The organism is Bordetella sp. N (assembly GCF_001433395.1).
Classification (GTDB): Bacteria; Pseudomonadota; Gammaproteobacteria; order Burkholderiales; family Burkholderiaceae_B; genus Bordetella_C.
In genome coordinates this window covers 5,301,404-5,324,588 of record NZ_CP013111.1, presented here as the reverse complement: position 1 = coordinate 5,324,588, position 23,185 = coordinate 5,301,404, and the positions used below count along the sequence as shown (strand labels likewise).

Here is a 23,185-nt window from a genome sequence, read left to right as displayed (position 1 = left end):
GTTCATCCTTTTAGAGTTTGTTCCAACACGTGCAGGGTATGGTTAAGTTCAGCAAGCTTGGCCCGGGCATCCGAGATTTTGCGTACGGCATGCAACACCGTCGTATGGTCCCGGCCCCCGAATAGATCCCCGATTTCCGGCAAGCTTTTCTGCGTCAGCTCCTTGGCCAGGTACATGGCCACTTGGCGCGGCAGCGCGATATTCGCAGGCCGCCGTTTCGAGTACATGTCGGCGACCTTGATCTTGTAGAAGTCCGCCACCGTCTTCTGGATATTCTCGACCGTGATCTGGCCGTTGGACACCGACAGCAGGTCCTTCAGCGCGTCCTTGCAGACATCGACCGTGACCACGTCGCGGCCATGGAAGCGGGCATAGGCCAGCACCTTGCGCAGGGCGCCTTCCAGCTCCCGCACGTTGCTGCGCAGATGCTTGGCGATGAAGAAGGCCACTTCTTCCGGCATGGGCACGCCTTCCGACTCGGCCTTGCGCAGCAGAATGGCCACGCGCATCTCCAGCTCCGGCGGCTCGATGGCCACGGTCAGGCCAGAGTCGAAGCGGGAAATCAGGCGGCTGTCGATGCCGGCCAGTTCCTTCGGATAGGTATCGCTGGTGATGATGATCTGCTTGCGCTGCGCCACCATCGCCTCGAAGGCGTAGAAGAACTCTTCCTGAGTGCGGTTCTTGCCGGAGAAGAATTGAATATCGTCGATCAGCAGCAGGTCGAGCGAATGGTAGTAGCGCTTGAAATCGTCGAACGCCTTGCGCTGGTACGCCTTGACCACGTCGGACACGTATTGGTCCGCATGCACATAGCGCACGCGCACGCCGGTACCGGCCGCCACCATGGCGTTGCCGATGGCATGGATCAAGTGCGTCTTGCCCAGGCCCACGCCGCCATACAGGAACAGCGGGTTGTACGAAATGCCGGGGTTTTCGGCCACTTGCAGGGCCGCCGCGCGCGCCAGCTGGTTGGCTTTACCGGTGACGAAATTCTCGAACGTCAGGTCCGTGTTCAGACGCGACCGTTCGTAGACGATGTTGGCGGCCTCGCTGACCGCTTGCGTGGCCGGCGCGGATACGGACGGCGCCGGCGGAACGCCACCGCCCATGCCGTCGGCCAGGCCGCCACCGGTCATGCCGTTCATGCCGTTAACGGCGCCGTGAGACGCAACGCTGGGGGCGGGGGCAGTGTCGGGGGCCGCGTTCGCCGCGGCTGCTGCATTGGCCGCATTGGCTGCCGCCATCGCCGCGGCGCCACTCACGCCGGCGGTGCCAAGGGTGGCAGCACGCGGACGGGGCGCCAGCGGCAGGCGGCCGCCTGCGCCGGCCGGCAGCTCGAACTGCACCTGGACGGGACGTTGGAACCATTCGGCGGCCAAGGCCTCTATCTGCTGAGCATAATTCTTGCGCACCCAATCCAGCTTGAAGCGATTGGGCGCGGAAATGCGCAGAACGGCCTGCGCTTCGTCGAACGCAACCGGAACCAGCGGACGGATCCACGCGCTGATTTGCTGGGGGGGGATTTCCTGCTCAAGACGACTGACGCAGGTCTGCCAGAATTCTTTCATGTCGCTCTTGTCGAAACCTCGATTCTACCTTGCCCGGGCTGTACTTATCCACAGGCCTGAGTAGCGGGGTGCTTGTCCCCTGCCCCTAACTGTTTGACAAGATAGGGAAAACTTGCTGAAATGATGGGCTTTACCGAATTTTGCACGCCCCAAGGGTACCCAGGCATACCGCGTGTGCTTGAAACCCCGGGAGGAAAAGTTCGATTGTAAGAAATTCGGTTCCGGAAATTCGACCACGAAAGCCGGACCCAGAAACTGGCTTCGCCTTCGCCGGCGTCCATCAGGACGCAGACGAATCAGCAGGCCGTGTCGACTGGCAGCGTCGCCGCAACCGCACTCAAAACGGTGCAGGTTGTTTCAGCACGCGCCCCCCATAAATAATTTTGTTCTTTTTGTGGACCTTCCATGAAACGCACCTTCCAACCTTCCGTCACCCGTCGCAAGCGCACCCATGGTTTCCGTGTGCGCATGAAAACCCGTGGCGGCCGCGCCGTCCTGAACGCTCGCCGCGCCAAGGGCCGCAAGCGTCTGGCCGTCTGATCGCCACGCCGCGATCCGAGGCACCGGCCCCCGTGCCGGCGCCCGCGCCCGACATGCCGCGCACCACGCTTCCCCCGGGGGCGCGGATGCACCGCCCCTCCGAGTTTGCCGCCGCCCTCAAGGGCCGCCGGCTTGCACGAGGGGCGTTTTTCATGGTGACTTCCGCTGCCAGCACGCTAGCGCCCGAGCAGGCCTGTGCCCGCTTGGGCCTTGTCATTGCCAAGCGCAATGCCGCGCTGGCCGTGACGCGCAATGCGCTGAAGCGGGTCATCCGGGAAGCCTTTCGCCACCGCCGGCACGACCTGCGGCCGGCCGACTATGTCGTCCGGCTGCATGCTCGCGTTCCCAGCATGTCGCTGACCGCCCTGAAGCGGCTGGCGCGCGCCGAAGTGGATACCCACTTCGAACGGATCCGGCAGACGGCCGCAAGGCCGGGGGCGCGGGAAGCGTCCGCTCCGAGGGACAAGCCGGCCGCGCCGGCGGTTTCCACGCCATGATGCGCGCCCTGTTCGTCGCCCTGCTGATCGCGCCGATCCGGTTCTACCGGTTCTTCCTCAGTCCCTGGATCGGGCGGCAATGCCGGTTCACGCCAACCTGTTCGGCCTATGCCATCGAAGCCATTGAAACTCATGGCCCGTTGCGCGGTCTGTGGTTGGCGGCCCGGCGGATCGGCCGCTGTCACCCCTGGAGCCCAGGCGGGCTGGACCCGGTTCCGTCCTCATCAGGAACTTCCGGCCCCTGTGGCGGCTCCCATTGCCACCGTGCTGGTCATGATTAACGCTAAACTGGCGGGCTTTGCTGGTCTCGCTTTCACCTTGTAGGCGCCATGGATATCCGACGCACCATCCTCTGGATGATATTTTCGTTCTCGCTGTTGCTCCTTTGGAACAACTGGCAAGTCCATAACGGCAAGCCTTCGCTGTTCGGTGGTACCCCGCCCGCGGCCACGGCACAGGCCCCCAACCCGCAGAACGCGGCCCCGGCCTCCACTGCCATTCCGTCCGCGCCGGCTGCGTCCACCACGCCGCCCGCACCGGGCGCCAACGGCGTGCCCAATGCCGCCGCCGCCCAGGCTGCTCAATCGCAACGCGTGGTCATCACCACCGACGTGCTGCGCCTGACCTTCGACACCACCGGCGCCCAAGTGGTCCGCGCCGAACTGTTGAAGTTCCCGGACGCCAACCACGACGACCAGCCGACGGTGTTGCTGGATGACTCCAAGGACCTGAACTACCTGGTGCAGTCCGGCGTGGTCGGTTCGACCAGCGGCCAGCCCTTCCCCACCCACCAGACGCCGTTCCGCATGGTGTCCAGCGAGCGTTCGCTGACCGGCGACTCGCTGGCCGTGGTGTTCGAGGCGGAAGCCGGCGGCTTGAAGGTTACCAAGACCTACACGCTGCATCGTGGCCGCTACGACATCGACGTGCGTCATGACCTGACCAACACCGCCACCAACCCGTTGCGTCCTGCCCTGTATCTGCAGTTGCAGCGTGACGGCAACAACCCGCCCGATACGTCCAGCTTCTATCACACGTTCACGGGCATGGCGGTCTATTCGGACCAGGACAAGTTCCAGAAAGCCACCTTCTCCGACATCGAGAAGAAGAAGGCCAGCTATATCAAGCAGGCTGACAACGGCTGGATCGGCGTGGTGCAGCATTACTTCGCCACCGCCTGGATCCCGCCGCAAGGCAAGGCTCGCACCAACGAACTGCTGGAAGTGGCGCCGAACCTGTTCGCCGCCCGCACCGTGGAATCGGTGGGTGAAGTGTCGCCGGGCGCCTCGGCTACCGTCGATTCGCATCTGTGGATCGGACCCCAGGACCAGAAGGCCATGGCGGCGGTTGCCCCTGGCCTGGAACTGGTGGTCGACTATGGCGTACTGACCATCATCGCCAAGCCGCTGTTCGCGCTGATGACCTGGCTGCATTCCATCCTGGGCAACTGGGGCTGGACGATCGTGGCGCTGACCGTGATGGTCAAGGCGGTGTTCTATCCCCTGGCCGCCACCAGCTACCGTTCGATGGCGCGCATGAAGCAGGTGGCTCCGCGCCTGCAGGCCCTGAAGGAAAAGTATGGCGACGACAAGCAGAAGCTGAATGCCGCCATGATGGAGATGTACCGCACAGAGAAGATCAACCCCCTGGGTGGTTGCTTGCCGATGGTGGTGCAGATCCCGGTGTTCATCTCGCTCTACTGGGTGCTGCTGGCCAGCGTGGAAATGCGCGGCGCGCCGTGGCTGGGCTGGGTGCATGACCTGTCGGTGCATGATCCCTACTTCATCCTGCCCGCCATCATGATGGCCACCATGTTCCTGCAGATCAAATTGAACCCCACCCCGCCGGATCCCGTGCAGGCCAAGGTCATGATGATCATGCCTTTGGTGTTCGGCGGCATGATGTTCATGTTCCCGGCCGGCCTGGTGCTGTACTGGTGCGTCAACAACACGCTGTCGATCCTCCAGCAATGGAGCATCACGCGCCGGTTGAAGCAACAGACCGAGGCTGCCGCGAGTAAGTAAGCGGCAGAAAGGAAAGAAGAAAGCCACCGGGGTCGGTGGCTTTCTTCATTTGCACGTCAGTGTGGATGGCCGCGCAAGCGGCCATTTTCCTTTGTGGCAACCTATCTTGACGGCACCGGATAGCGAGCTACACTTGCGTCAAGTGTTAGCCCGCCGCGTGTCCATGAGACACCGGACCGGCCAAACAGCGAGATAGGAAACTATCGCGTGACAGACACAGCTCAGCGAGGTTGCTTCGGCGGCTGTGCACCACAGGTTCCTCGCATCAACTGGAAAGCCACCGAATTCGGTGGCTTTTTTCATTCTCAGCGGCGGTGTTCTCACTCTTGGCCTGGCACCTCGGATAAACGTAGGGGCTTGCCCACATTGACGCAGCCGAGCTGGACGCGTTCCACGCGAACCCTCACCGATGCATCCCCCACCTGCGCACCGTCACCCGCTCCAGATTATCGAACCCCAAGCCCTCGACCAGCAGCCCGATCAGCACCACGGCCGCCAATCCGGCGAACACGCGGTCGGTGTAGAGTTCGTTGCGGTTCTGGAAGATGTACCAGCCCAGGCCGCCCTTGCCGCTGGACGCGCCGAAGACCAGCTCCGCGGCGATGAGGGTGCGCCATGCGAAGGCCCAGCCTATGCGCAGGCCGGCAAGGATCGCGGGCAAGGCCGCCGGCACCAGGATCTGCAGCACGTAGCGCACGCCGCGCAGGCCATAGTTGCGGCCCGTCATGCGCAAGGTGTCGGGCACGGCCAGGAAACCGGCATACGTGTTGACCGCCAGCGCCCACAGCACGGAATGGATCAACACGAACACCAGGCTGCCCTCACCCAGCCCGAACCACAACAAGGCCAGCGGCAGCAGCGCGATGGCCGGCAGGGGATTGAACATGGCCGCCAGCGTCGATAACAGATCACGTCCCAGCCGCGTCGAGACGGCCAAGGTGGTCAGCACGAAGGCCAGCACCACGCCCGCGACATAACCTTTGATCAGCACCTGCAGCGATGTCGACGCGCGCGCCAGCAGCTCGCCATTGGCCAGGCCTTCCACGAAGGCCTTGGACGTGGCGACGAAACCCGGCAGCAGCAGATCGTTGTCGGTCAGCCGCGCGGCCAGTTCCCACAATGCGGCCAGGATGATCAGGATCAGCCCCTTGCGCACGGCGGCATGCCCCCAGACGCGCTCTGCCCAAGGCAAGGGCGCTTCCACCGTCAGGTCAGGCAAGGGCGCAAGCTCGCGTTCGTACTCGTCGCGGACGGGCGGCACCAAGGGACGTGATCCGGATAACTGAGACATGATGGTCAACTCAAGTGACGTCGTGCAGAAGCGTGAAAGGGATGGCCAGCGCGTTGCTCAAGCCGCCGCGCGCCGCGCCTCGTCCGGGGACGAAGGCACATCGAACAGCAGGTCATGGATGCGCTGCGTCGTCGCCTGGAACGCCGGCGACCCGGCGCTATGCATGCCGTATTGATGCGCGTTGAGTTCGGCGCGGACACGACCAGGATGCGGCGACAGCAGCAGAATGCGATTGCCCACCAGCAAGGCTTCCTCGATGGAATGCGTCACGAACAACAGCGTGAAGCGCACCTCTTCCCACAAGGACAGCAACTCTTCCTGCATCTTGCGGCGCGTCAACGCATCGAGCGCCGCGAAGGGCTCGTCCATCAGCAGGATGCGCGGCTGCATGGCCAGCGCACGGGCGATGGCCACGCGCTGCTTCATGCCGCCGGACAAGGTATGCGGGTAAGCGTTCGCGAAAGCGGACAGGCCCACCTTGTCCAGATAATGCAGCGCCCGCTCGTCCGCCTCGCGGCGCTTGAGGGTGCGCGAAGCCAACAGGGGAAAGGCAACGTTCTCCCGCACGGTTTTCCACGGCGGCAGCTGGTCGAATTCCTGGAACACCACGATCCGGTCCGGACCGGGCTCACGCACGGCATGGCCGTCCAGCCGGATGGCGCCTTCGGTCGGATCGATGAAGCCCGCCACCGACTTCAGCAAGGTGGACTTGCCGCAACCGGACGGACCCAGCAGGATGTAGCGGTCCGCCTCATGCACCTGGAAATCGACGCGATGCGTGGCCCGCACGCGCCGTCCAGGCGTCTTGTATTCAAGCGTCACTCCGTCGACCTCCAGCAGCGGCCGGGCGGGAGCAGCGGACGCGGAAGCAAAGCCGGCGGAATGGCTCATATCAGCTCCCGTTGGCGAGGACCGCGTCGTCGAAGAAGTAATCGCGCCAGCTGGCGGGTTCGTTCTTGATGGCGCCGACACGATGCATGAACTTCGCCAGGGTGTAGGTGTTCTGCGGCTCGATCTTGAACTGCACTTGCGGGTTGCTGATGATGCTCAGGAGCAGCTTGCGATCCTGCTTGGCGTCGGCCACGCGCAGATAGGTATCCGCGGCCTGGTCGGGATGCTCGCGCACGAAGGCCGCGGCCTCGGTCAACGCATCCTGGAAAGCCTTGTAGGTCTTGGGATTGTCCTTGCGGAATTTCTCCGTGGCGAACAGCACCGTCGATGACGACGGGCCACCCTGCACCTTGTACGAATCCAGCACGATATGCGCACGCGGATTGCCGGCCAGTTCCTGCTCCTGGAAGGGCGGATTGCCGAAGTGGCCCGTAATCTCCGTGCCGCCGGAAATAATGGCCGCGGCGGCATCGGGGTGCGGCAGCGCCACCGAGATGCTGTCCAGCTTGTTGTATTGCGCATCGCCCCACAGCGCGGCCGAGGCCATCTGCAATACGCGCGACTGCACCGACACGCCCACCGCCGGCACGGCGATGCGGTCCTTGTCGGTGAAGTCAGCGATGGTCTTCACTTCGGGCCGGTTGCTCACCAGGTAATAGGGGAAGTTGCCCAGCGAGGCCACGCCCTTGACGTTCTGCTTGCCCCGCGTGCGGTCCCAGATCGTCAGCAGGGGGCCGACACCGGCGCCGGCAATATCGACCGCGCCCGACAGCAACGCGTCGTTCACCGCCGAGCCACCCGACAGTTTCAGCCATTCGACCTTGATGTCGACGCCTTCGGCCTTGCCGTGCTTTTCGATCAGTTGCTGGTCGCGCGCGACGTTCAGCAACAGGTACACGATGCCGAACTGCTCGGCGATGCGGATACGCCCTTCGGCGCGCGCGGGGGTGGGCACGGCCAGGGCAACGGCCGCCAGCGTCAGCGACAGGGCGGCAGCGGGCAGGGTACGCGTCAAAGCGCGGGACAGGCGTTGTTTGAAGGAAGGCGCAGGCAGCATGGTTTTCCGTTCTTCTTGGTCTGTGGAAAGAAAGACGCGGAACCATCTGGCGATGGCTCCGCGTTCATGGCGCGTCCGGCATGACGCGCAGGAGATGCAGGTGAAGCGGCGGAGAAATCAGTACGCCACGCAAGTGGACGCCGGCTCCGCGGCGGCACTTGCTGGTGTCGGTGAAGCCAGGGCCAGGATGGCCAGCGCCAGGGCAACGGCGGCGCCGGACACGGCTTTCGTGAGGCGGGACGTTGCGGCGGTAAGGGGCTGGGACATGTCTGATCCTGTGTTTTCGGGTGCGGCGTGGATGAATTATCAGCAAGCCGCCACAGGGATCAAACGAATGAATGGGCCTTTATTCAGATCCAGAACTTATATAGAAAAGGGAAATCCCTTCAGCCCAGGCATAAAAAAGGCGCAAGTCCCGAAGGTCTTGCGCCGTTTCAAGCAGAACCCGCTGCCGGCTTCAGCCGGCTTTCGACAGCTCGGCGTCGCTGGCCAGGAAGGCCTGCACCAGCTTGACCCAGTAGGTGGCCCCCACCGGCAACAAGGCATCGTTGAAGTCGTAGTTGGGGTTGTGCAGCATGCACGGCCCCATGCCTTCGTATTGCTCCTGCCGGTGCGCGCCGTCGCCATTGCCCAGGAACAGGTAGGCCCCCGGTACCGCTTCCAGGAAGAAGGAGAAATCCTCGGCGCCCATGAAGGCCGGGATCGTCGTGTCGACGTTTTCCTTGCCGAAGGTGGCTTCGGCCACCTGTGTCGCGAAAGCCGTTTCCTTTTCCCAGTTCACCAGCGGCGGATACGCGCGGATGAAGTCCAGCTCGCCCGTTCCGCCATAAACCTGGGGCAGGGTGGTGGCGATGCGGCGGATGGCGTCCTCGATCGTATCCAGAGCCTCGGTGGTATAGGTGCGTACCGTCCCGCGGATCACCGCCTCGCTGGGGATGACGTTGAAGGCATCGCCGGCATGGATCTGGGTGACGGACAGCACCGCGGAATCCAGGGGGTCCTTGTTGCGCGACACCACCGTTTGCAGCACGCCCACCATCTCCGAAGCGATGATGATGGTATCCACCGACTTGTGCGGTTGCGCGGCATGGCCGCCCACGCCCTTGATGGTGATGGTGAAGCGGTTGCTCGACGCCATGGCCGGGCCGGCGCGGAAGCCGAACTGGTTCACCGGCATGCCGGGCATGTTGTGGATGCCGAAGACGGCGTCACAGGGGAATTTCTCGAACAAGCCGTCCTGCATCATGGCGCGCGCGCCGGCGTTGCCGTTTTCCTCGGCGGGCTGGAAGATAAAGACGATGGTGCCGTCGAAGTCGCGATGCTCGGCCAGGTACTGCGCCGCGCCCAGCAGCATGGTGGTATGGCCGTCGTGACCGCAGCCGTGCATCTTGCCCGGCACCGTCGACGCATGGCCGAAGCGGTTGTGCTCGGGCATGGGCAGTGCGTCCATGTCGGCGCGCAGGCCGATGGTCTTCTTGCCCGTGCCATTGCGCAGCACGCCGACCAGGCCGGTCTTGCCGAAGCCGGTGTGCACTTCGATACCCCAGCCGCGCAGCTTCTCGGCCACCAGGGCCGACGTGCGGTCTTCCTCGAATGCGGTTTCGGGATGCGCGTGGATGTCCCGGCGTATCGCCGTCAGTTCACCGGTGGCACGCTCGATTTCTGCGATGGTTTTCATAGTTGCCTTTGGATGTAGAAGGCGACGGCTTGCGTCGCTTTGGTCAGGGCGGCCTGCAGGGCCGGAAAACGCTCGTTCTTCTCGAACGTCTTTTCATTCATGTACTGCTTGCGGTGGATCTCGATCTGCAGGCTGTGGCGCCGCTGCGCCGGCTTGCCCAGGCGCGCGATCAGCGCCACGCCCTTGAACGGATCGTTACGGGCCACCGTATATCCGCTGGCTTCCAGCGATTCCTGCACCACATCGACCAGTTCGGGATCACAGGTAGTGCCGTCGCGGTCACCCAGCACGAAGTCCGCCAGCGGGCGATCGCTCTTGATCTGCAGGGCCTCGTAGGAATTGGACGGCATGGAGTGCAGGTTCAGGTGCCAGACCGCGCCGAAGCGGCGATAGGCGGCTTCGATGTCCTGGTTCAAGGCGGCATGGTAGGGCTGGTGATAAGCCTCGATGCGATGACGGATCTCCGCGACGCTCAGCTGGCGCGCGTAGATCGGCTGGCCCGCGGCCTTGCTCCAGATCAGGCCGTGGCCGATGCGGCTCTTCTCCGTCGGATTGAGGGCGCCGGGCCACGGGCTTTCCAGCAGCCCGGGCTCGATATCGTCGGGTTCGCGGTTGGGGTCGATGTAGGTGCGCGGAAACTGCGCACAGATCAAGCTGCCGCCGACTTCAGGGATGTCGCGCCAGAGTTCATCGACATGCGTGTCTTCACCCGTACGCAGCAGGGGCGCCGCCAACGCATAAGCAAAATCCTCAGGGTAGATCACGCCGCTGTGGGGGGAATCACAGACCAGGGGCAGGGCGGTGCCACGGGGCGCGTGGCGGATGAAGGGAGCAAAAGGCTGGGCGCTGGTCTGCATGGCGTGGTTCAGAGGTCGTTCAGATATCGTTCAAATGGCAGGCGCTGACATGGCCGGGAGCGATCATACGCAACAGCGGCCGTTCCTGCCGGCAGCGCTCCATCGCGTGCGGGCAGCGCGGATGGAAAGTGCAACCCGGCGGCGGCGCCAGCGGCGACGGCAGTTCGCCCTTGATGGGCTGGAAGTCGCGGCGCCGCGCGTTCAACCTCGGCAGTTCCTTGAGCAGCGCCTGCGTATACGGATGGTTGGCGCCCTTGAAGATACTTTCGGTGCTGGCGATCTCGACGATGCGGCCCAGGTACATGATGGCGACCCGGTCCGAGATATGCCCCACCACGCCCAGGTTATGGCTGATGAAAAGATACGTCAGATCCAGTTCGCGACGCAACTGGCCAAACAGGTTGAGCACCTGCGCCTGGATGGATACATCCAAGGCGGCCACCGCTTCGTCGCAGACGATGACCTTGGGCTTGAGCCCCAGCGCGCGCGCGATGCCGATGCGTTGGCGCTGGCCGCCGGAGAACTGGTGCGGATAGCGTTGCGCGTAGGCCGGATCCAGGCCGACCTGGCTCATCAATTGCGCGACGTAGGCTTTTTTTTCCCGGGCCGGAATGACGCGATGCACCACCGGCGCCTCGCCGATGATTTCCTCGACGCGCATGCGCGGATTGAGCGACGCGTAAGGGTCCTGGAAAATCATCTGCACGCCCAGCTCATAGGCGCGCCGTTCGCTCTCCGGCATGGCCGCCACGGCCTTGCCACGGTAGCTCACCTGGCCACCGGTGGGACGCAGGATTCCGGCAATGATGCGGCCCAGGGTCGACTTGCCGCAGCCGGATTCACCGACGATGCCGATGACTTCACCAGGCATGACATCCAGGTCGACACCCGCTACGGCGTGCACTTCCGTCTTGCGCATTCCCGCGCCGAACAGGTTGGCGATGCGGCCCGCCAGGTCGATGTTTTGAGTGAAGCGCATCTCGGCTTCACGCAGGGACAGTATGGGGGTACTCATGCCGTCGCCTCCTCGCCGGCGTGCCAGCAGCGCACCCAATGCGCCGGCCGCCATTCAACTGCTTCGGGCGCTTTGGTACAGGTGTCGGTGGCGCGCGGACAGCGTGTGCGGAAGGCGCAGCCTTCCGGCAATTTCAACAGTGAAGGCGTCATGCCGGGTATCGAAGCCAGATCGTGACCGCGCGTATCGGGTGTCGGGATGGACGCCATCAGGCCGCGCGTATAGGGATGCAGCGCATGCTCGATGACCTCCGCCGTGCTGCCCGTCTCCACCACGCGGCCCGCGTACATCACCGCGATGCGGTCGGCCAGTCCCGACACCACCGCCAGGTCGTGCGTGATCCAGATCAGGGCCGTGCCGGTCTCGCGGCACAGCTTCTGCACTTCGTAGAGGATCTGCGCCTGGATGGTCACGTCCAGCGCGGTGGTCGGTTCATCGGCGATGATCAGCCGCGGCGAATTGAGCAAGGCAATGGCGATGGCGACGCGCTGCCGCATGCCGCCCGACAACTGGTGCGGATAGGCGCGCAGCCGCTCGTCCGGCGCCGCGATGCCCACCATGGTCAGCACTTCACGGGCACGCTTGCGGGCGTCGTCCTTGCTGACCTTGCGATGCGCGCGGATGGCCTCGATCATCTGCGTATCGACGCGCAGCACCGGGTTCAGCGTCATCATCGGATCCTGGAAGATCATCGCGATGTCGCGGCCGCGCAGCTTGCGCAGCTGGTCGGGCTTGGCCTGGCGCAGGTCCTGGCCGTCGAAGCGGATGCTGCCGCCGACCACCCGGCCCGGCTCGTCGATCAGGCCGATCAGCGAGAAGCCCGTGATGCTTTTGCCCGAACCGGATTCGCCCACCAGACCCAGGATCTCGCCCGGTCCCAGATGCAGGTCGACACCGTCGACAGCCTTCACCACACCCCCGCGCGTGAAGAAATGCGTCTGCAATCCGGCGACGTCGAGGATGGGTGTTCGGGCTGCCGGCGTCCGGACGTCCGGCGCGGCGTTCGCTTGCGTCGTCATGGTCATTGCGCGTTCCGTGGATTGAGCACGTCACGCAGGTGGTCGCCCACCAGGTTGATGCCGATGATGGTGATGGCCAGCGCGATGCCAGGGAAGAAGGAAATCCAGTAGCGGCCCGACAGCAGGTATTCGAAGCCGTTGGAAATGAGCATGCCCAGCGAAGGCTGCGTCACCGGCACGCCGACCCCCAGGAAGGATAGCGTCGCTTCCAATGCGATGGCGTGCGCCAGGTCGATGGTGGCGATGACGATCAGCGGCGGCATGCAGTTGGGCAGCAGGTGGCGGAACAGGATGCGCCCCCAGCCCAGGGACATACATCGGGCCGCCTCGACATATTCCTTGCCGCGCTCGACCAGGGCGGCGCCGCGCGCCGCGCGGGCGAAGTAGGCCCACTGCACCACGATCAGGGAGATGATCACCTTGTCGACGCCGGCTCCCAAAATGGACAGCAGGATCAGCGCCACCAGGATGGACGGAAAGGACAGCTGGATGTCCGCGATGCGCATCAGCAGGGCGTCCAGGCGGCCACCGAAATAGGCCGCCGTCAGGCCCACCGACGCGCCGATCACGAACGCGAAGAACACCGACACCGAGCCCACCAGCAGGCTGGTGCGCATGCCATAGAGGATGGCGGACAAGACGTCGCGGGCCTGGCCGTCGGTGCCCAGCCAGTACGTCATGGTGTCGTCCATATTGCTGCTGCCGGGCGGCAATTTGGCGTCGGTAATGTCCAGGGTACCGATGTCGTAGGGATTCTGCGGCGCGATCCATGGCGCCAGCAGGGCGGAGCCCACCATGATCAGCAGCAGCACCAGGCCGGTCACGGCCAGCTTGCTGGCGAAGAAATCACCCAGGAAGCGGCGCCAGGGGCCGGCTTCCTTGACTGCGTTGATCGGAGCCGGCGCCACGGCCGCTGCGGCCGGCGTGGCGTTGCCGCCAGGCGTATTGGAAGTCGGATTCATCGGCGGCCATCCAGCCGGACGCGGGGGTCCAGCACCGTGTAGACGATGTCGACCACCAGGTTCAACATCACCAGGAAAAACACGATCAACAACAGGTAGGCCACCACCACCGGCCGGTCCAGGTTGATGATCGAATCGATCAGCAGTTTGCCCATGCCGGGCCAGGAGAACACCGACTCCGTCACCACCGCGAACGCGACCACCTGGCCGAACTCCAGTCCGCCCACCGTGACGATGGGGATCAGGATGTTCTTCAGCAGATGGACGCTGAGCACACGCCGCTCGGACAGGCCTTTGGCGCGCGCGAACTTGATGTAGTCCATCGGCAAGGCTTCGCGCGTGGCGGCCCGCGTGACGCGGATGATGGTGGCGCACTTGGCCAGGGCGATGGTCGCCGCCGGCAGGATCAGGCTGGCCCAGCCGCCCAAGGTCAGCACGCTAAGGCGTATCGGCCCCAGGGGCAGTGTCGGCCCGCGGCCGCTGGCGGGAAACCAGCCCAGAGTCACGGCGAACACCATGATGAGCATCAGCCCGACCCAGAAATTGGGCAGGGAAAAGCCCAGCACCGACCCGGTCATGATGGCGCGCGAGCTGACGGCTTTCGGCTTGAGGCCGGCGCGCATGCCCAGGGGAATGCCCACCAGCAGCGAGATGCCCATCGCCACCACGGCCAGTTCCAGGGTCGCCGGCGCGCGGTCGAGGATCAGTTTCATGGCCGGCTCGCCGGTCAGGAAGCTGTTGCCGAAGTCGCCATGTATGGCCTTGCCGACGAAGATCAGGTACTGATGCCACACCGGCAGATTCAGGCCCAAAGACTGGCGAATCGCCTCGCGCTGCGCTTCGGTGGCATCGGGGCTGGCCATCATGGCAATGGGGTCGCCGACCAGGTAGATGCCGCCGAAGACCAATGCCGACATGACGATCATGACGACGACGGTCTGCAGGAGGCGACGGATGATTGTTGCTAACACGTCGACACGCTCACTTCGTCACGGGTCAAAGCAATGCGGGCCACGACGCGCTGCGTCATGACCCGGCGACTGCCGAAAATCAAGGCTTGATGGTCGCGTTCTGCGCCTGCGTCATCTGGTCCGCGCGGCCCTGGTAGCGGATGTCGCTCTTCATGGCCCACACCGACAACTCGAAATGCACCGGCAACAGCGCATAGTCCTCGATGGCGGTGTTGGCGGCCTTGCCCAGCAGCTCGGCGCGCTTGGCGTCATCCATGGTCGACACGCCTTCCTTGAACAGCGCATCCACCGTGGCATTGGAATAGCGGCCGCGGTTGGTGGTGCCCAGGCCGGCCTTGGCATCGGGCGTGACCAGCAAGGAACCCAGGGCGTTGGACATTTCGCCGCTGGTCACCGACCAGCCCGCCAGGTAGGCGCTGTACTCGTACGAGTCGCGCTTCTTGAAGAAGACCGGCGGGGCGGAAGCGTCGACACTGGTCTTCACGCCGATGCGGGTCCACATCGATGCGATGGCTTGCGCCACCTTGGCGTCGTTGACGTAGCGGCCCGACGGCGCGCCCAGCGTGATGCCGAAGCCATCCGGGTAGCCCGCTTCCTTGAGCAGGGCCTTGGCCTTGTCCAGGTCTGCCTTAGGCGCCTTGGAATGCTCCTTGGACGCACCGAACATGGGATAGGGCAGCAGGTTGCCGGCAGGCAGCGCGATGCCGCCCATCACGCGATCCACCAGGGCTTCGCGATTGATGGCCAGCGACAGCGCCTGGCGCACGCGCTTGTCCTTCAGCGGGTTCTTGGTGGTGCCGGTGATGCCGGGGCTGGGCTCGGCGAACTGGTCCATGGCCACGTACATCACGCGCACCGACGGGGTTTCCTCGATGAACAGCTTCTTGTCCGCCTTCAGCTTGGGCAGGTCATCGGTTGGGGGATCCTCGATCATGTCGACGTCACCGGCCAGCAGCGCGGCCACGCGGCTCGCGGCATTGCTCATCGGGCGATAGATCACCTTGTCCCACAGCGGCTTCTTGCCCCAGTAGGCGTCGTTGCGCGCCAGCACGATTTCCGCGCCGCGCTTCCACGACACGAACTTGTAGGGGCCGGTGCCGATCAGGCCGTCGCCGGCATTCAGTTCGGTGGTGGTCTTGCCTTCCGGCGCGGGACCGGACGCCGCCTTCTTAGACAGGATGGGCAGCTGCGACAGATTGGGCAGCAGCGCCGGCGCGGCGGCCCGGGTGGTGATGCGCACCGTGTGGGCATCCACCGCTTCGGTCTTGGCCACGTCCTTCAGGTAGAGCGTGAAGGGCGAGGGGCTGTTCGGCACCTTGGGCACGCGGTCGTAGGTAAAGACCACGTCATCCGCGGTAAGCGGCGTGCCGTCGGAGAACTTCACATCGGGGCGCAGCTTGAACGTCCAGACATTGCCGTCGACGGTCCAGGATTCGGCGAGCGCCGGCTCCGGCTTGAGCTGGCTGTCGGTACGAACCAGGGGATCGAAGATGGTGACGGCGATCTGCGTGTTGGGCGTGAGCGAGTGATACTGCGGGTCCATGGAGCTGGGCTCGCTTTTCAGACCGATGATCAGATCGCGTGCCTGGGCGCTGCCACACGCACTGAGGGCCAGGGCCAGTACGGTGATGCCACTGGCGAGGGCACGGGTGAGGCGAGTCGACATGATGTGAGAACGCTCCCTAGTAGATATGAGCGCTGATAGGACGCTCGATGTAAACCCGGTATGAGACGAAGCTGGTGATCTTGAATCGCTAGTGCCGTGGCGGACGGGCTTGTGGCCCGGCTGCGGCTGTCTACGGCGCAACATACGGAGGAAACGGGGGCGGCGCAACCCGTTATATTCCCTTATTGCGCATCGCAGTCCCTTTCTGATTTCTATATGTCCCCATTAGCTCATGCCCCTATTGCAGCCATCGCCACCGCTCCCGGACGAGGTGGCGTAGGCATCGTGCGCGTCTCCGGACGCGAGCTGGGCGGCTTCGTGCGAGCCTTGTTCCAGCGCGACCTGACGCCGCGGCATGCGCATCTGCTGGCTTTCAGGGATGTGACTGGTCATGGGGCTGGTGATGTTGCTGCTGGTGATGTGGCCGACCCGGCGGCGGGCGAGGTGCTCGACGAGGGGCTGGCCTTGTTCTTCCCCGCGCCGCACTCCTACACCGGCGAGGACGTGCTCGAACTGCAGGGGCATGGCGGGCCCGCCGTATTGCGGCGCGTGCTGGACCTGTGCCTGCGGGTGGGCGCGAATGTGGGCATGCGCCTGGCCGAGCCCGGCGAGTTCACCCAGCGGGCGTTCCTGAACGATCGTATGGACCTGGCCCAGGCCGAGGCCGTCGCGGATCTCATCGAAGCCACTTCCGAAGCCGCGGCGCGGGGTGCGATGGCATCGCTGTCTGGCGTGTTCTCGGAGCGTGTCACCGCCTTGGCGGACCGCATCGTGCATTTGCGCATGCTGGTGGAAGCGACGCTGGATTTCCCTGAAGAGGAAATCGACTTCCTGGAGAAATATCAGGCGCGGCCGCTGTTGCAGGGCTTGCGCGACGACCTCGACGCCATCATCGCGCAGACCCGCCAGGGGGTGATCCTGCGCGAGGGCCTGCATGTCGTCCTGGCGGGCCGGCCCAATGTCGGCAAGTCCAGTCTGCTCAACGCCTTGGCGGGCGACGAGGTGGCCATCGTCACGCCCATCGCCGGCACGACGCGGGACAAGGTCGTCCAGCAGATCCACATCGAAGGCGTGCCGCTGCACGTGGTCGATACCGCGGGCCTGCGGGAGACGGACGATCCCGTGGAGAAGATAGGCATCAGCCGCACGTGGCAGGAGATCGCCAAGGCGGACGTGATCCTGCACCTGGTGGATGCCGGCGCGCCTGCCGAGGCCCTCGATAGCGGCATCGCGGAGAAGCTGCCGCGCGGCGTGCCGGTGGTGAAGGTGATCAACAAGATCGATCTTGCGATGGCGGGCGATCCGACGACGGGCGTGGCGCCCATCGCGGCCTCTGCCGATGGCGCTGCCGATAGTGTCCACGTGCCCCTCGATGCGGGCGCCGGGCACCGGGCCGCCGGCATCGACGAAGCCCTGCGCATCTCCGCGAAGACCGGGGCCGGCCTCGATGGTCTGCGCAAGGCGCTACTGGACATCGCCGGCTGGACGCCGGGCGGCGAATCGCCGTGGCTGGCGCGCGAGCGCCATTTGCGCGCCCTGCAGGACGCCTCCGACCATCTGCAACTGGCCACCCAGCACGCCGAACTCGACGACCGCGTCCTCGACCTCTTCGCCGAAGAACTCCGCCTGGCCCACGACAGCCTGAGCAGCATCACCGGCCGCTTCACCAGCGACGACCTGCTGGGCGAGATTTTCTCCAGCTTCTGCATCGGGAAGTGAAAGACTGATCCAAATGAGCGGTCGTCTTATCGACCCTCTTTGAGCCCCTCGTACACCGCGTCGCGCAGGTCGACGACGAACTGGCCCTGCATGCCTTCGTAGAGGGTGTTGGTCAGCGCGACGACGCTCAGGCGCTGGGCTGGATCGACGAACCAGGAATGGCCGTAGGCGCCGCCCCAGCGCCAGGTGCCGACCGACTCGGGCGTGGGCCACAGGGCCCGGTCGCGCAAGATGGAAAAACCCAGGCCGAAGCCCCAGCCGGGGCCGTCGGGGATCTCGAAATCGGGAATGTGGTCGCGCGACATTTCCTTGAGCAAGGCGGGCGGCAGCAGGCCGCCGCCGTCCCGGCGCAAGGTCTCCAACAAACGCAACACATCATCGGCGGTGCCCGCCATGCCGGCGCCGCCCGACGGATAGGCCTGGGGATCGAAGATGCGGGACGGACTGAAGATGATGCCGGCCGTGTTCGCGACACTCGCGACCACTTCCCCTTCACCCAGTCGATACGGTCAGCGAAACCGCGCGAAGGTGCAGGGCCATCGGCCAATGCACGATAAGCGGGCATGCAAGACGCGACAGGCTCGGATGAGGCGGACGAGCGGGGCATGGCAACTCCTTCTTAAGCGACCCCATAGCTTAGGTTGCCCGCTACTGAAGAAAAAGAGAGGGCCAATTCCTATCTCAACGGACGAGCATGTCCTTAATGCCGAGAACGGCCACGTCATCCTTGCCCCCGCATGGTGCGGCCCGCACCACACCGGCGCAACAACGCGGCGTCGCGGCCACGAAATGCACCATCACGCACGGATAAGCAAGCCCGTCCCCGAGAGCACACGGCCAAACGCTGTAACCCCTAACCCCGTCCCCAAAGTTGGCACGGTCATTGCTTTCATTCCTCTTGCGGGCATTAAAGAAGGCCATCTGGCCTCGCCGACGGCGCAAACGCCTTGGTGCCGTGATCACACAAACGGGGAACGTTGCATGAAATTTCTGATGACGATGGGTTGCCTGGCCGTTGCGCTGGCAGCAGGCGGTTCGGCACATGCGGAAGAACTCACCGGAACGCTGAAGAAAATCAAGGAAACCGGCATCATCACGCTGGGCGCGCGCGACTCGTCGCCGCCCTTCAGCTACAGCGTCGAGAACGGCAAGTACACCGGCTACTCCTACGAGATCATGCTGAAGGTGGCCGAGAAGATCAAAGCGGAACTGAAGATGCCGAATCTGCAGGAACGCATCGTTCCGTTCACGGCGCAGAACCGCATTCCGATGATCGTCAACGGCTCCATCGATCTGGAATGCACGTCGACCACCAATAACCTGGAACGCCAGCAACAGGTGTCCTTCTCGACGTCCGTCTTCGTCATCGGCACGCGCCTGCTCACGGGCAAGGACTCCGGCATCAAGGACTTCGCCGACCTGAAGGGCAAGAACGTCGCCACCACGGCCGGCACCACGTCCGAACGCCTGCTGACCAAGATGAACGACGAGCAGAAGATGGGCTTCAACGTGCTCGCCGCGCGCGAAAACAGCCAGGCCTTCCTGTCCGTCGAAGGCGGCCGCGCTCTCGCCTACATGATGGACGACGCAATTCTCTACGGCGAACGCGCCAAGGCCAAGGACCCGTCCAAGTGGACCGTGGTCGGCACGCCCGCGTCCCACGAATCCTATGGCTGCATGATGAAGAAAGACGACTCCCAACTGAAGAAGCTGGTCGACAGCACCATCATCGAAATGATGAAGTCCGGCGAAATACAGAAACTGTATGACAAGTGGTTCGTGCAACCGATCCCGCCCCGCAACGTCGCGCTCAACTTCCCGCTGTCCGATGACATGAAGGCGCTGCTGGCGAACCCGAACGACAAGGCCCTCCAGTAAGCACAGGGCTGGCAGGGCAGCGCCTTGAATGGCGCTGCCCCTGATTTGTCGATTTGGAGTACGCATGGGCTACAACTGGAACTGGTCCGTCTTCCTGCAACCCGCGGGCAACGGACAAACTTACCTGGACTGGCTGATCGCCGGGCTGGGCACGACGGTGCTGATGGGCGCGCTGGCCTGGATCATCGCCTTTCTGCTGGGCTCCGTCCTTGGCGTCATGCGCACCCTGCCGCAGCGCGGCCTGCAACGCATCGCCGCGATCTACGTCAACGTGATGCGCAACATCCCGCTGATCGTGCAGCTGTTTCTCTGGTACTACCTGGCGCCCAAGCTCATGCCGGAAGCCTTGCGCACGTGGCTCTTCTCGCTGCCGCCCGCCAGCACCGCCTTCGTGACCGCCACCATCGGCCTGGGCTTCTTCACCGCGGCGCGCGTGTGCGAGCAGGTGAGGGCGGGTGTGGAATCGCTGCCGCCCGGACTGCGCAACGCATCGCTGGCCGTCGGCTTCACGTTGCCGCAAGCCTATCGTCACGTGCTGCTGCCCGTGTCGTACCGCCTGATCATTCCCCCCATGACGTCGGAGATGCTCAGCATCTTCAAGAATTCCTCCATCGCGTCGACGGTCGGCGTCATCGAACTGTATGCGCGCTCGCGCCAGCTCAACGACTACACGGCGCAGGCCTATGAATCCTTTCTGGCCGTGGTGGCCTGCTACCTGTTGATCAATGCCGTCGTCATGCTGCTGATGGGCCTGCTGGAGCGCCGCACGCGCCTGCATGGCTACATGGGCGCGCGCTGAACCCTGGAGAGATGTAAAGATGCTGGGTCTGGATTTCAGCTTTATCACGCCCGCGACGTGGGGCATGTTGTGGCACGGCATGACGGTCACCTTGAAGGTCACCGCCACCGCGCTCGTCGTCGGCCTGGTCTGGGGCACGATGCTGGCCATGATGCGGTTGTCGCGTTGGCGCCCCGTGCAGTTGTTCGCGCGCGGCTACGTCAACCTCTTCCGCTCGATACCGCTGCCCATGGTGCTGCTGGGCTTCTACCTGATCGTGCCGCAGATGCTGCAGGCGCTGTTCTGGCAGGCAGCCACGTGGGACACGCGCATGATGTCGGCGCTGGTGGGCTTCGCGCTGTTCGAGTCGGCGTACTACGCGGAGATCATGCGGGCCGGCATCCAGAGCGTGCCGCGCGGCCAGCTGTCGGCCGCCAGCGCGCTGGGCATGCAACCGATGCAGGCGATGCGGCTGGTGGTATTGCCGCAAGCTTTCCGCAACATGCTGCCGCTGCTGCTGACGCAGCTGATCGTGCTGTTCCAGGACACGTCCCTGGTCTACGTGATCTCCCTGGCCGACTTCTTCACCAGCGCGGAAAACATCGGCGAACGCGACGGCCGCATCGAAGAGATGATGGTCGTGGCCGCCGTTTCCTATTTCGTGATCTGCTACGCCGCGTCGGAAGGCGTGCGCTATCTGTCGCGCAAACGCGCTACTTCATAGCACCTGGCAGCATCCAGCAAGCACTTATCAGGACTGCCACGGCAGCTCCCATTACCCGAAGCAGAGAACAGCAAGATGATCGATATTCACCGCGTTTCCAAATGGTATGGCGACTTCCAGGTCCTGACGGATTGCAGCACGTCCGTGAAGAAGGGCGAAGTGGTGGTGGTCTGCGGTCCTTCCGGATCGGGCAAGTCCACCTTGATCAAGACCGTCAACGCCTTGGAGCCCTTCCAGGCCGGCAAGATCCGGGTCGAGGGCATCTCGGTGGGCGCGCATGGCACGGACCTGCCCAAGCTGCGTTCGCGCGTCGGCATGGTGTTCCAGAACTTCGAACTGTTCCCGCACCTGACCATCCGCAAGAACCTGACGCTGGCGCAGGTCAAGGTGCTCAAGCGCAAGCCCGCCGATGCCGAAAAGCGCGGCATGGCCTATCTGGATCGCGTCGGCCTGTCGGCGCACGCGGACAAGTATCCCGGGCAGTTGTCGGGCGGTCAGCAGCAGCGCGTGGCAATCGCCCGCGCGTTGTCCATGGATCCCATCTGCATGTTGTTCGATGAGCCGACTTCCGCGCTGGATCCCGAGATGGTCAACGAAGTGCTGGACGTCATGGTGGGCCTGGCCAAGGAAGGCATGACCATGATGTGCGTCACCCACGAAATGGGCTTCGCGCGCAAGGTGGCCGATCGCGTCATCTTCATGGACAAGGGCAGCATCGTCGAGGATTGCCCGAAGGAAGAGTTCTTCGGCAAGCCGCAAGAGCGCTCCGAACGCACGCAGCAGTTCCTGTCGAAGATCCTCCAGCACTGAGCCCACGCACCATGCATCTCTCTGCCCTGGACGCCGTGCCCTATTTCGATCGCCCGTCGGCGCCGGCCGAACCCGGCATGCCGCTGGCCGCCGTCGACACGCCCGCCTTGCTGCTCGACCTGGCGGCAATGGAACACAACATCGCCGTCGTACACGGCGCCGTGCACGACATGAATCTGGCCCTGCGGCCCCACGCCAAGGCGCATAAATGCGTGGAACTGGCTCTGCGCCAGCTGCAGGCGGGCGCCGTGGGCATCTGCTGCCAGAAGGTCGGCGAAGCGGAAATCTTCGTGCGCGCCGGCGTGCCGGACGTGCTGATCACCAACCAGGTCGTCGGCGCCGAAAAGTGCCGCCGCGTGGCCCAGCTGGCGCTGCAGGCCCGCGTCGCGGTGTGCGTCGATCATCCGGACCACGTGCGCGATATCGCTGAAGCCGCGCGTGGCCAGCACGTGCGGGTGGACGTGCTGATCGAGGTCGACATCGGCCAGGGCCGCTGCGGGGTCGCCAACGCCGCGCAGGCCCTGGGCCTGGCGCGCGCCATCACGGCGCACGGTGACAACCTGACCTTGCGCGGCGTGCATGCGTTCAGCGGACGCGCGCAGCATCTGCGCCAGCCGCGGCAGCGCGAACAGGACGTGGCGCAGGCCTCCGTGCTGCTGAACGAAATCGTCGGCGCGCTGCACGCGGCGGGGCACACGTGCGCCACCGTCACCGGCGGCGGCACGGGCACCTATACGTTGGAAGGGCGGTCCGGCATCTACACCGAGGTACAGCCGGGGTCGTACGTATTGATGGACGCGGACTACGCGGCCAACGAACTGGCCCCGAACCAGGCGCCCCTGCGCCAGGCCCTGCTGGGGCTGTGTACCGTGATCAGCGCGCGTAACGGCCGCGCGGTGCTGGATGGCGGGCTGAAGACCTTCGCCGTCGACCGTGGCCTGCCACGCGTGCTGCGCGCCGGCTGGCAGGTCACCGCGGTATCCGACGAACACACCGTGCTGCAGGCGGAAACCGAAGCCGCGGCGCGCGCGGCGCCGCTGACCGTGGGTGACCGCGTGTTGCTGCAGCCGGGCCATTGCGACCCCACCGTCAACCTGCACGATTGGCTGGTGGCGTTCCGCGATGATGTCGTGGAAGAGATTTGGCCGGTCGACGCGCGCGGCGCGCTGCGCTAGGGCGGCCCTAAGGCAGCGCTAAGGCTGCCCTGAAGGTGCCCTTAGGCACCGTCAAGCGCGCCGCA

The 23,185-nt window shown here is 64.5% G+C and carries 22 protein-coding genes and 1 pseudogene; 10 read left to right on the top strand and 13 right to left on the bottom strand.

The window, feature by feature from the left end; all coding sequences use genetic code 11:
* Nucleotides 1-2: 2 nt before the first annotated feature.
* A complete protein-coding gene (dnaA, locus tag ASB57_RS23015; RefSeq protein ID WP_057654305.1) occupies nt 3-1,568 on the bottom strand; it encodes a chromosomal replication initiator protein DnaA in 1,566 nt (521 codons plus the stop codon).
* Nucleotides 1,569-1,973: 405 nt separating this feature from the next.
* Between dnaA and rpmH the strand changes: the two genes are divergently transcribed.
* Genes rpmH through yidC form a run of 4 tightly spaced genes read left to right on the top strand, consistent with a single transcriptional unit; the run spans nt 1,974 to nt 4,629 of the window.
* On the top strand, nt 1,974-2,108 hold the full coding sequence (rpmH, locus tag ASB57_RS23010; protein ID WP_057654304.1) for a 50S ribosomal protein L34: 135 nt from the start codon (nt 1,974-1,976) through the stop codon (nt 2,106-2,108).
* 53 nt (nt 2,109-2,161) lie between these two features.
* Nucleotides 2,162-2,605 (top strand): ribonuclease P protein component, encoded by a 444-nt coding sequence (locus tag ASB57_RS23005; RefSeq protein ID WP_082622054.1) that lies wholly within the window; start codon nt 2,162-2,164, stop codon nt 2,603-2,605.
* 8 nt (nt 2,606-2,613) lie between these two features.
* Nucleotides 2,614-2,886, top strand: coding sequence for a membrane protein insertion efficiency factor YidD (gene yidD / locus ASB57_RS30730; protein WP_156414439.1), 273 nt, complete (start codon nt 2,614-2,616; stop codon nt 2,884-2,886).
* 48 nt (nt 2,887-2,934) lie between these two features.
* A complete protein-coding gene (gene yidC, locus ASB57_RS23000; protein WP_057654303.1) occupies nt 2,935-4,629 on the top strand; it encodes a membrane protein insertase YidC in 1,695 nt (564 codons plus the stop codon).
* Nucleotides 4,630-5,032: 403 nt separating this feature from the next.
* Here the strand turns inward: yidC and ASB57_RS22995 are convergent, their stop codons facing one another.
* From ASB57_RS22995 to ASB57_RS22950, 11 genes are all read right to left on the bottom strand, one after another.
* Entirely contained in the window at nt 5,033-5,920 is an 888-nt protein-coding gene (locus ASB57_RS22995; protein ID WP_057654302.1) for an ABC transporter permease, read from the bottom strand.
* 57 nt (nt 5,921-5,977) lie between these two features.
* Entirely contained in the window at nt 5,978-6,811 is an 834-nt protein-coding gene (locus ASB57_RS22990; RefSeq protein ID WP_057654301.1) for an ABC transporter ATP-binding protein, read from the bottom strand.
* Between the two features lies 1 nt (nt 6,812).
* A complete protein-coding gene (locus tag ASB57_RS22985) occupies nt 6,813-7,868 on the bottom strand; it encodes an ABC transporter substrate-binding protein (protein ID WP_057654300.1) in 1,056 nt (351 codons plus the stop codon).
* Between the two features lie 117 nt (nt 7,869-7,985).
* Nucleotides 7,986-8,135, bottom strand: a complete 150-nt coding sequence (locus ASB57_RS31165) for a hypothetical protein (protein ID WP_156414247.1) — start codon at nt 8,133-8,135, stop codon at nt 7,986-7,988.
* 190 nt (nt 8,136-8,325) lie between these two features.
* Entirely contained in the window at nt 8,326-9,546 is a 1,221-nt protein-coding gene (locus tag ASB57_RS22980; RefSeq protein WP_057654299.1) for a M20 aminoacylase family protein, read from the bottom strand.
* On the bottom strand, nt 9,543-10,403 hold the full coding sequence (locus ASB57_RS22975) for an N-formylglutamate amidohydrolase (RefSeq protein ID WP_057654298.1): 861 nt from the start codon (nt 10,401-10,403) through the stop codon (nt 9,543-9,545). Before ASB57_RS22975 ends, ASB57_RS22980 begins: the two co-directional genes overlap by 4 nt.
* 19 nt (nt 10,404-10,422) lie before the next feature.
* A complete protein-coding gene (locus tag ASB57_RS22970; RefSeq protein ID WP_057654297.1) occupies nt 10,423-11,418 on the bottom strand; it encodes an ABC transporter ATP-binding protein in 996 nt (331 codons plus the stop codon).
* Complete coding sequence (locus ASB57_RS22965) at nt 11,415-12,437, bottom strand: ABC transporter ATP-binding protein (protein WP_057656365.1); 1,023 nt, start codon at nt 12,435-12,437, stop codon at nt 11,415-11,417. The genes ASB57_RS22970 and ASB57_RS22965 overlap by 4 nt, the downstream gene beginning before the upstream one ends.
* 2 nt (nt 12,438-12,439) lie before the next feature.
* Entirely contained in the window at nt 12,440-13,399 is a 960-nt protein-coding gene (locus tag ASB57_RS22960) for an ABC transporter permease (RefSeq protein WP_082621777.1), read from the bottom strand.
* Entirely contained in the window at nt 13,396-14,370 is a 975-nt protein-coding gene (locus ASB57_RS22955) for an ABC transporter permease (protein ID WP_057654296.1), read from the bottom strand. The genes ASB57_RS22960 and ASB57_RS22955 overlap by 4 nt, the downstream gene beginning before the upstream one ends.
* A gap of 79 nt (nt 14,371-14,449) precedes the next feature.
* Nucleotides 14,450-16,036 (bottom strand): ABC transporter substrate-binding protein, encoded by a 1,587-nt coding sequence (locus ASB57_RS22950; RefSeq protein ID WP_057654295.1) that lies wholly within the window; start codon nt 16,034-16,036, stop codon nt 14,450-14,452.
* 216 nt (nt 16,037-16,252) lie between these two features.
* Here ASB57_RS22950 and mnmE point away from each other — a divergent pair, with 216 nt between their 5' ends.
* Nucleotides 16,253-17,755 carry a tRNA uridine-5-carboxymethylaminomethyl(34) synthesis GTPase MnmE gene (gene mnmE, locus ASB57_RS22945; RefSeq protein WP_057654294.1) on the top strand — a complete coding sequence of 501 codons (1,503 nt, stop codon included), beginning with the start codon at nt 16,253-16,255 and terminating at the stop codon, nt 17,753-17,755.
* 26 nt (nt 17,756-17,781) lie between these two features.
* Here the strand turns inward: mnmE and ASB57_RS22940 are convergent.
* Nucleotides 17,782-18,264 (bottom strand): annotated as a pseudogene (locus ASB57_RS22940) (serine hydrolase); the annotation flags it as partial.
* A 484-nt stretch (nt 18,265-18,748) separates the two neighbouring features.
* On the opposite strand from ASB57_RS22940, the gene ASB57_RS22930 reads away from it, so the two are divergent.
* From ASB57_RS22930 to ASB57_RS22910, 5 genes are all read left to right on the top strand, one after another.
* A complete protein-coding gene (locus tag ASB57_RS22930) occupies nt 18,749-19,633 on the top strand; it encodes a glutamate/aspartate ABC transporter substrate-binding protein (RefSeq protein ID WP_057656363.1) in 885 nt (294 codons plus the stop codon).
* Between the two features lie 64 nt (nt 19,634-19,697).
* The gene (locus ASB57_RS22925; protein ID WP_057654292.1) at nt 19,698-20,432 is read left to right on the top strand and encodes an amino acid ABC transporter permease; all 735 of its coding nucleotides are present in this window, start codon (nt 19,698-19,700) and stop codon (nt 20,430-20,432) included.
* Between the two features lie 19 nt (nt 20,433-20,451).
* Complete coding sequence (locus tag ASB57_RS22920) at nt 20,452-21,135, top strand: ABC transporter permease subunit (protein WP_057654291.1); 684 nt, start codon at nt 20,452-20,454, stop codon at nt 21,133-21,135.
* A gap of 75 nt (nt 21,136-21,210) precedes the next feature.
* Nucleotides 21,211-21,945 carry an amino acid ABC transporter ATP-binding protein gene (locus ASB57_RS22915; protein ID WP_057654290.1) on the top strand — a complete coding sequence of 245 codons (735 nt, stop codon included), beginning with the start codon at nt 21,211-21,213 and terminating at the stop codon, nt 21,943-21,945.
* 11 nt (nt 21,946-21,956) lie between these two features.
* On the top strand, nt 21,957-23,120 hold the full coding sequence (locus ASB57_RS22910; RefSeq protein ID WP_057654289.1) for a DSD1 family PLP-dependent enzyme: 1,164 nt from the start codon (nt 21,957-21,959) through the stop codon (nt 23,118-23,120).
* Nucleotides 23,121-23,185: the final 65 nt, after the last annotated feature.

Coding starts and splice junctions, on each gene's coding strand:
- dnaA (WP_057654305.1), bottom strand. CDS start 1,568: ATGAAAGAATTCTGGCAGACCTGCGTCAGTCGTCTTGAGCAGGAAATC.
- rpmH (WP_057654304.1), top strand. CDS start 1,974: ATGAAACGCACCTTCCAACCTTCCGTCACCCGTCGCAAGCGCACCCAT.
- ASB57_RS23005 (WP_082622054.1), top strand. CDS start 2,162: ATGCCGCGCACCACGCTTCCCCCGGGGGCGCGGATGCACCGCCCCTCC.
- yidC (WP_057654303.1), top strand. CDS start 2,935: ATGGATATCCGACGCACCATCCTCTGGATGATATTTTCGTTCTCGCTG.
- ASB57_RS22995 (WP_057654302.1), bottom strand. CDS start 5,920: ATGTCTCAGTTATCCGGATCACGTCCCTTGGTGCCGCCCGTCCGCGAC.
- ASB57_RS22990 (WP_057654301.1), bottom strand. CDS start 6,811: ATGAGCCATTCCGCCGGCTTTGCTTCCGCGTCCGCTGCTCCCGCCCGG.
- ASB57_RS22985 (WP_057654300.1), bottom strand. CDS start 7,868: ATGCTGCCTGCGCCTTCCTTCAAACAACGCCTGTCCCGCGCTTTGACG.
- ASB57_RS31165 (WP_156414247.1), bottom strand. CDS start 8,135: ATGTCCCAGCCCCTTACCGCCGCAACGTCCCGCCTCACGAAAGCCGTG.
- ASB57_RS22980 (WP_057654299.1), bottom strand. CDS start 9,546: ATGAAAACCATCGCAGAAATCGAGCGTGCCACCGGTGAACTGACGGCG.
- ASB57_RS22975 (WP_057654298.1), bottom strand. CDS start 10,403: ATGCAGACCAGCGCCCAGCCTTTTGCTCCCTTCATCCGCCACGCGCCC.
- ASB57_RS22970 (WP_057654297.1), bottom strand. CDS start 11,418: ATGAGTACCCCCATACTGTCCCTGCGTGAAGCCGAGATGCGCTTCACT.
- ASB57_RS22965 (WP_057656365.1), bottom strand. CDS start 12,437: ATGACGACGCAAGCGAACGCCGCGCCGGACGTCCGGACGCCGGCAGCC.
- ASB57_RS22960 (WP_082621777.1), bottom strand. CDS start 13,399: ATGAATCCGACTTCCAATACGCCTGGCGGCAACGCCACGCCGGCCGCA.
- ASB57_RS22950 (WP_057654295.1), bottom strand. CDS start 16,036: ATGTCGACTCGCCTCACCCGTGCCCTCGCCAGTGGCATCACCGTACTG.
- mnmE (WP_057654294.1), top strand. CDS start 16,253: ATGTCCCCATTAGCTCATGCCCCTATTGCAGCCATCGCCACCGCTCCC.
- ASB57_RS22930 (WP_057656363.1), top strand. CDS start 18,749: ATGACGATGGGTTGCCTGGCCGTTGCGCTGGCAGCAGGCGGTTCGGCA.
- ASB57_RS22925 (WP_057654292.1), top strand. CDS start 19,698: ATGGGCTACAACTGGAACTGGTCCGTCTTCCTGCAACCCGCGGGCAAC.
- ASB57_RS22920 (WP_057654291.1), top strand. CDS start 20,452: ATGCTGGGTCTGGATTTCAGCTTTATCACGCCCGCGACGTGGGGCATG.
- ASB57_RS22915 (WP_057654290.1), top strand. CDS start 21,211: ATGATCGATATTCACCGCGTTTCCAAATGGTATGGCGACTTCCAGGTC.
- ASB57_RS22910 (WP_057654289.1), top strand. CDS start 21,957: ATGCATCTCTCTGCCCTGGACGCCGTGCCCTATTTCGATCGCCCGTCG.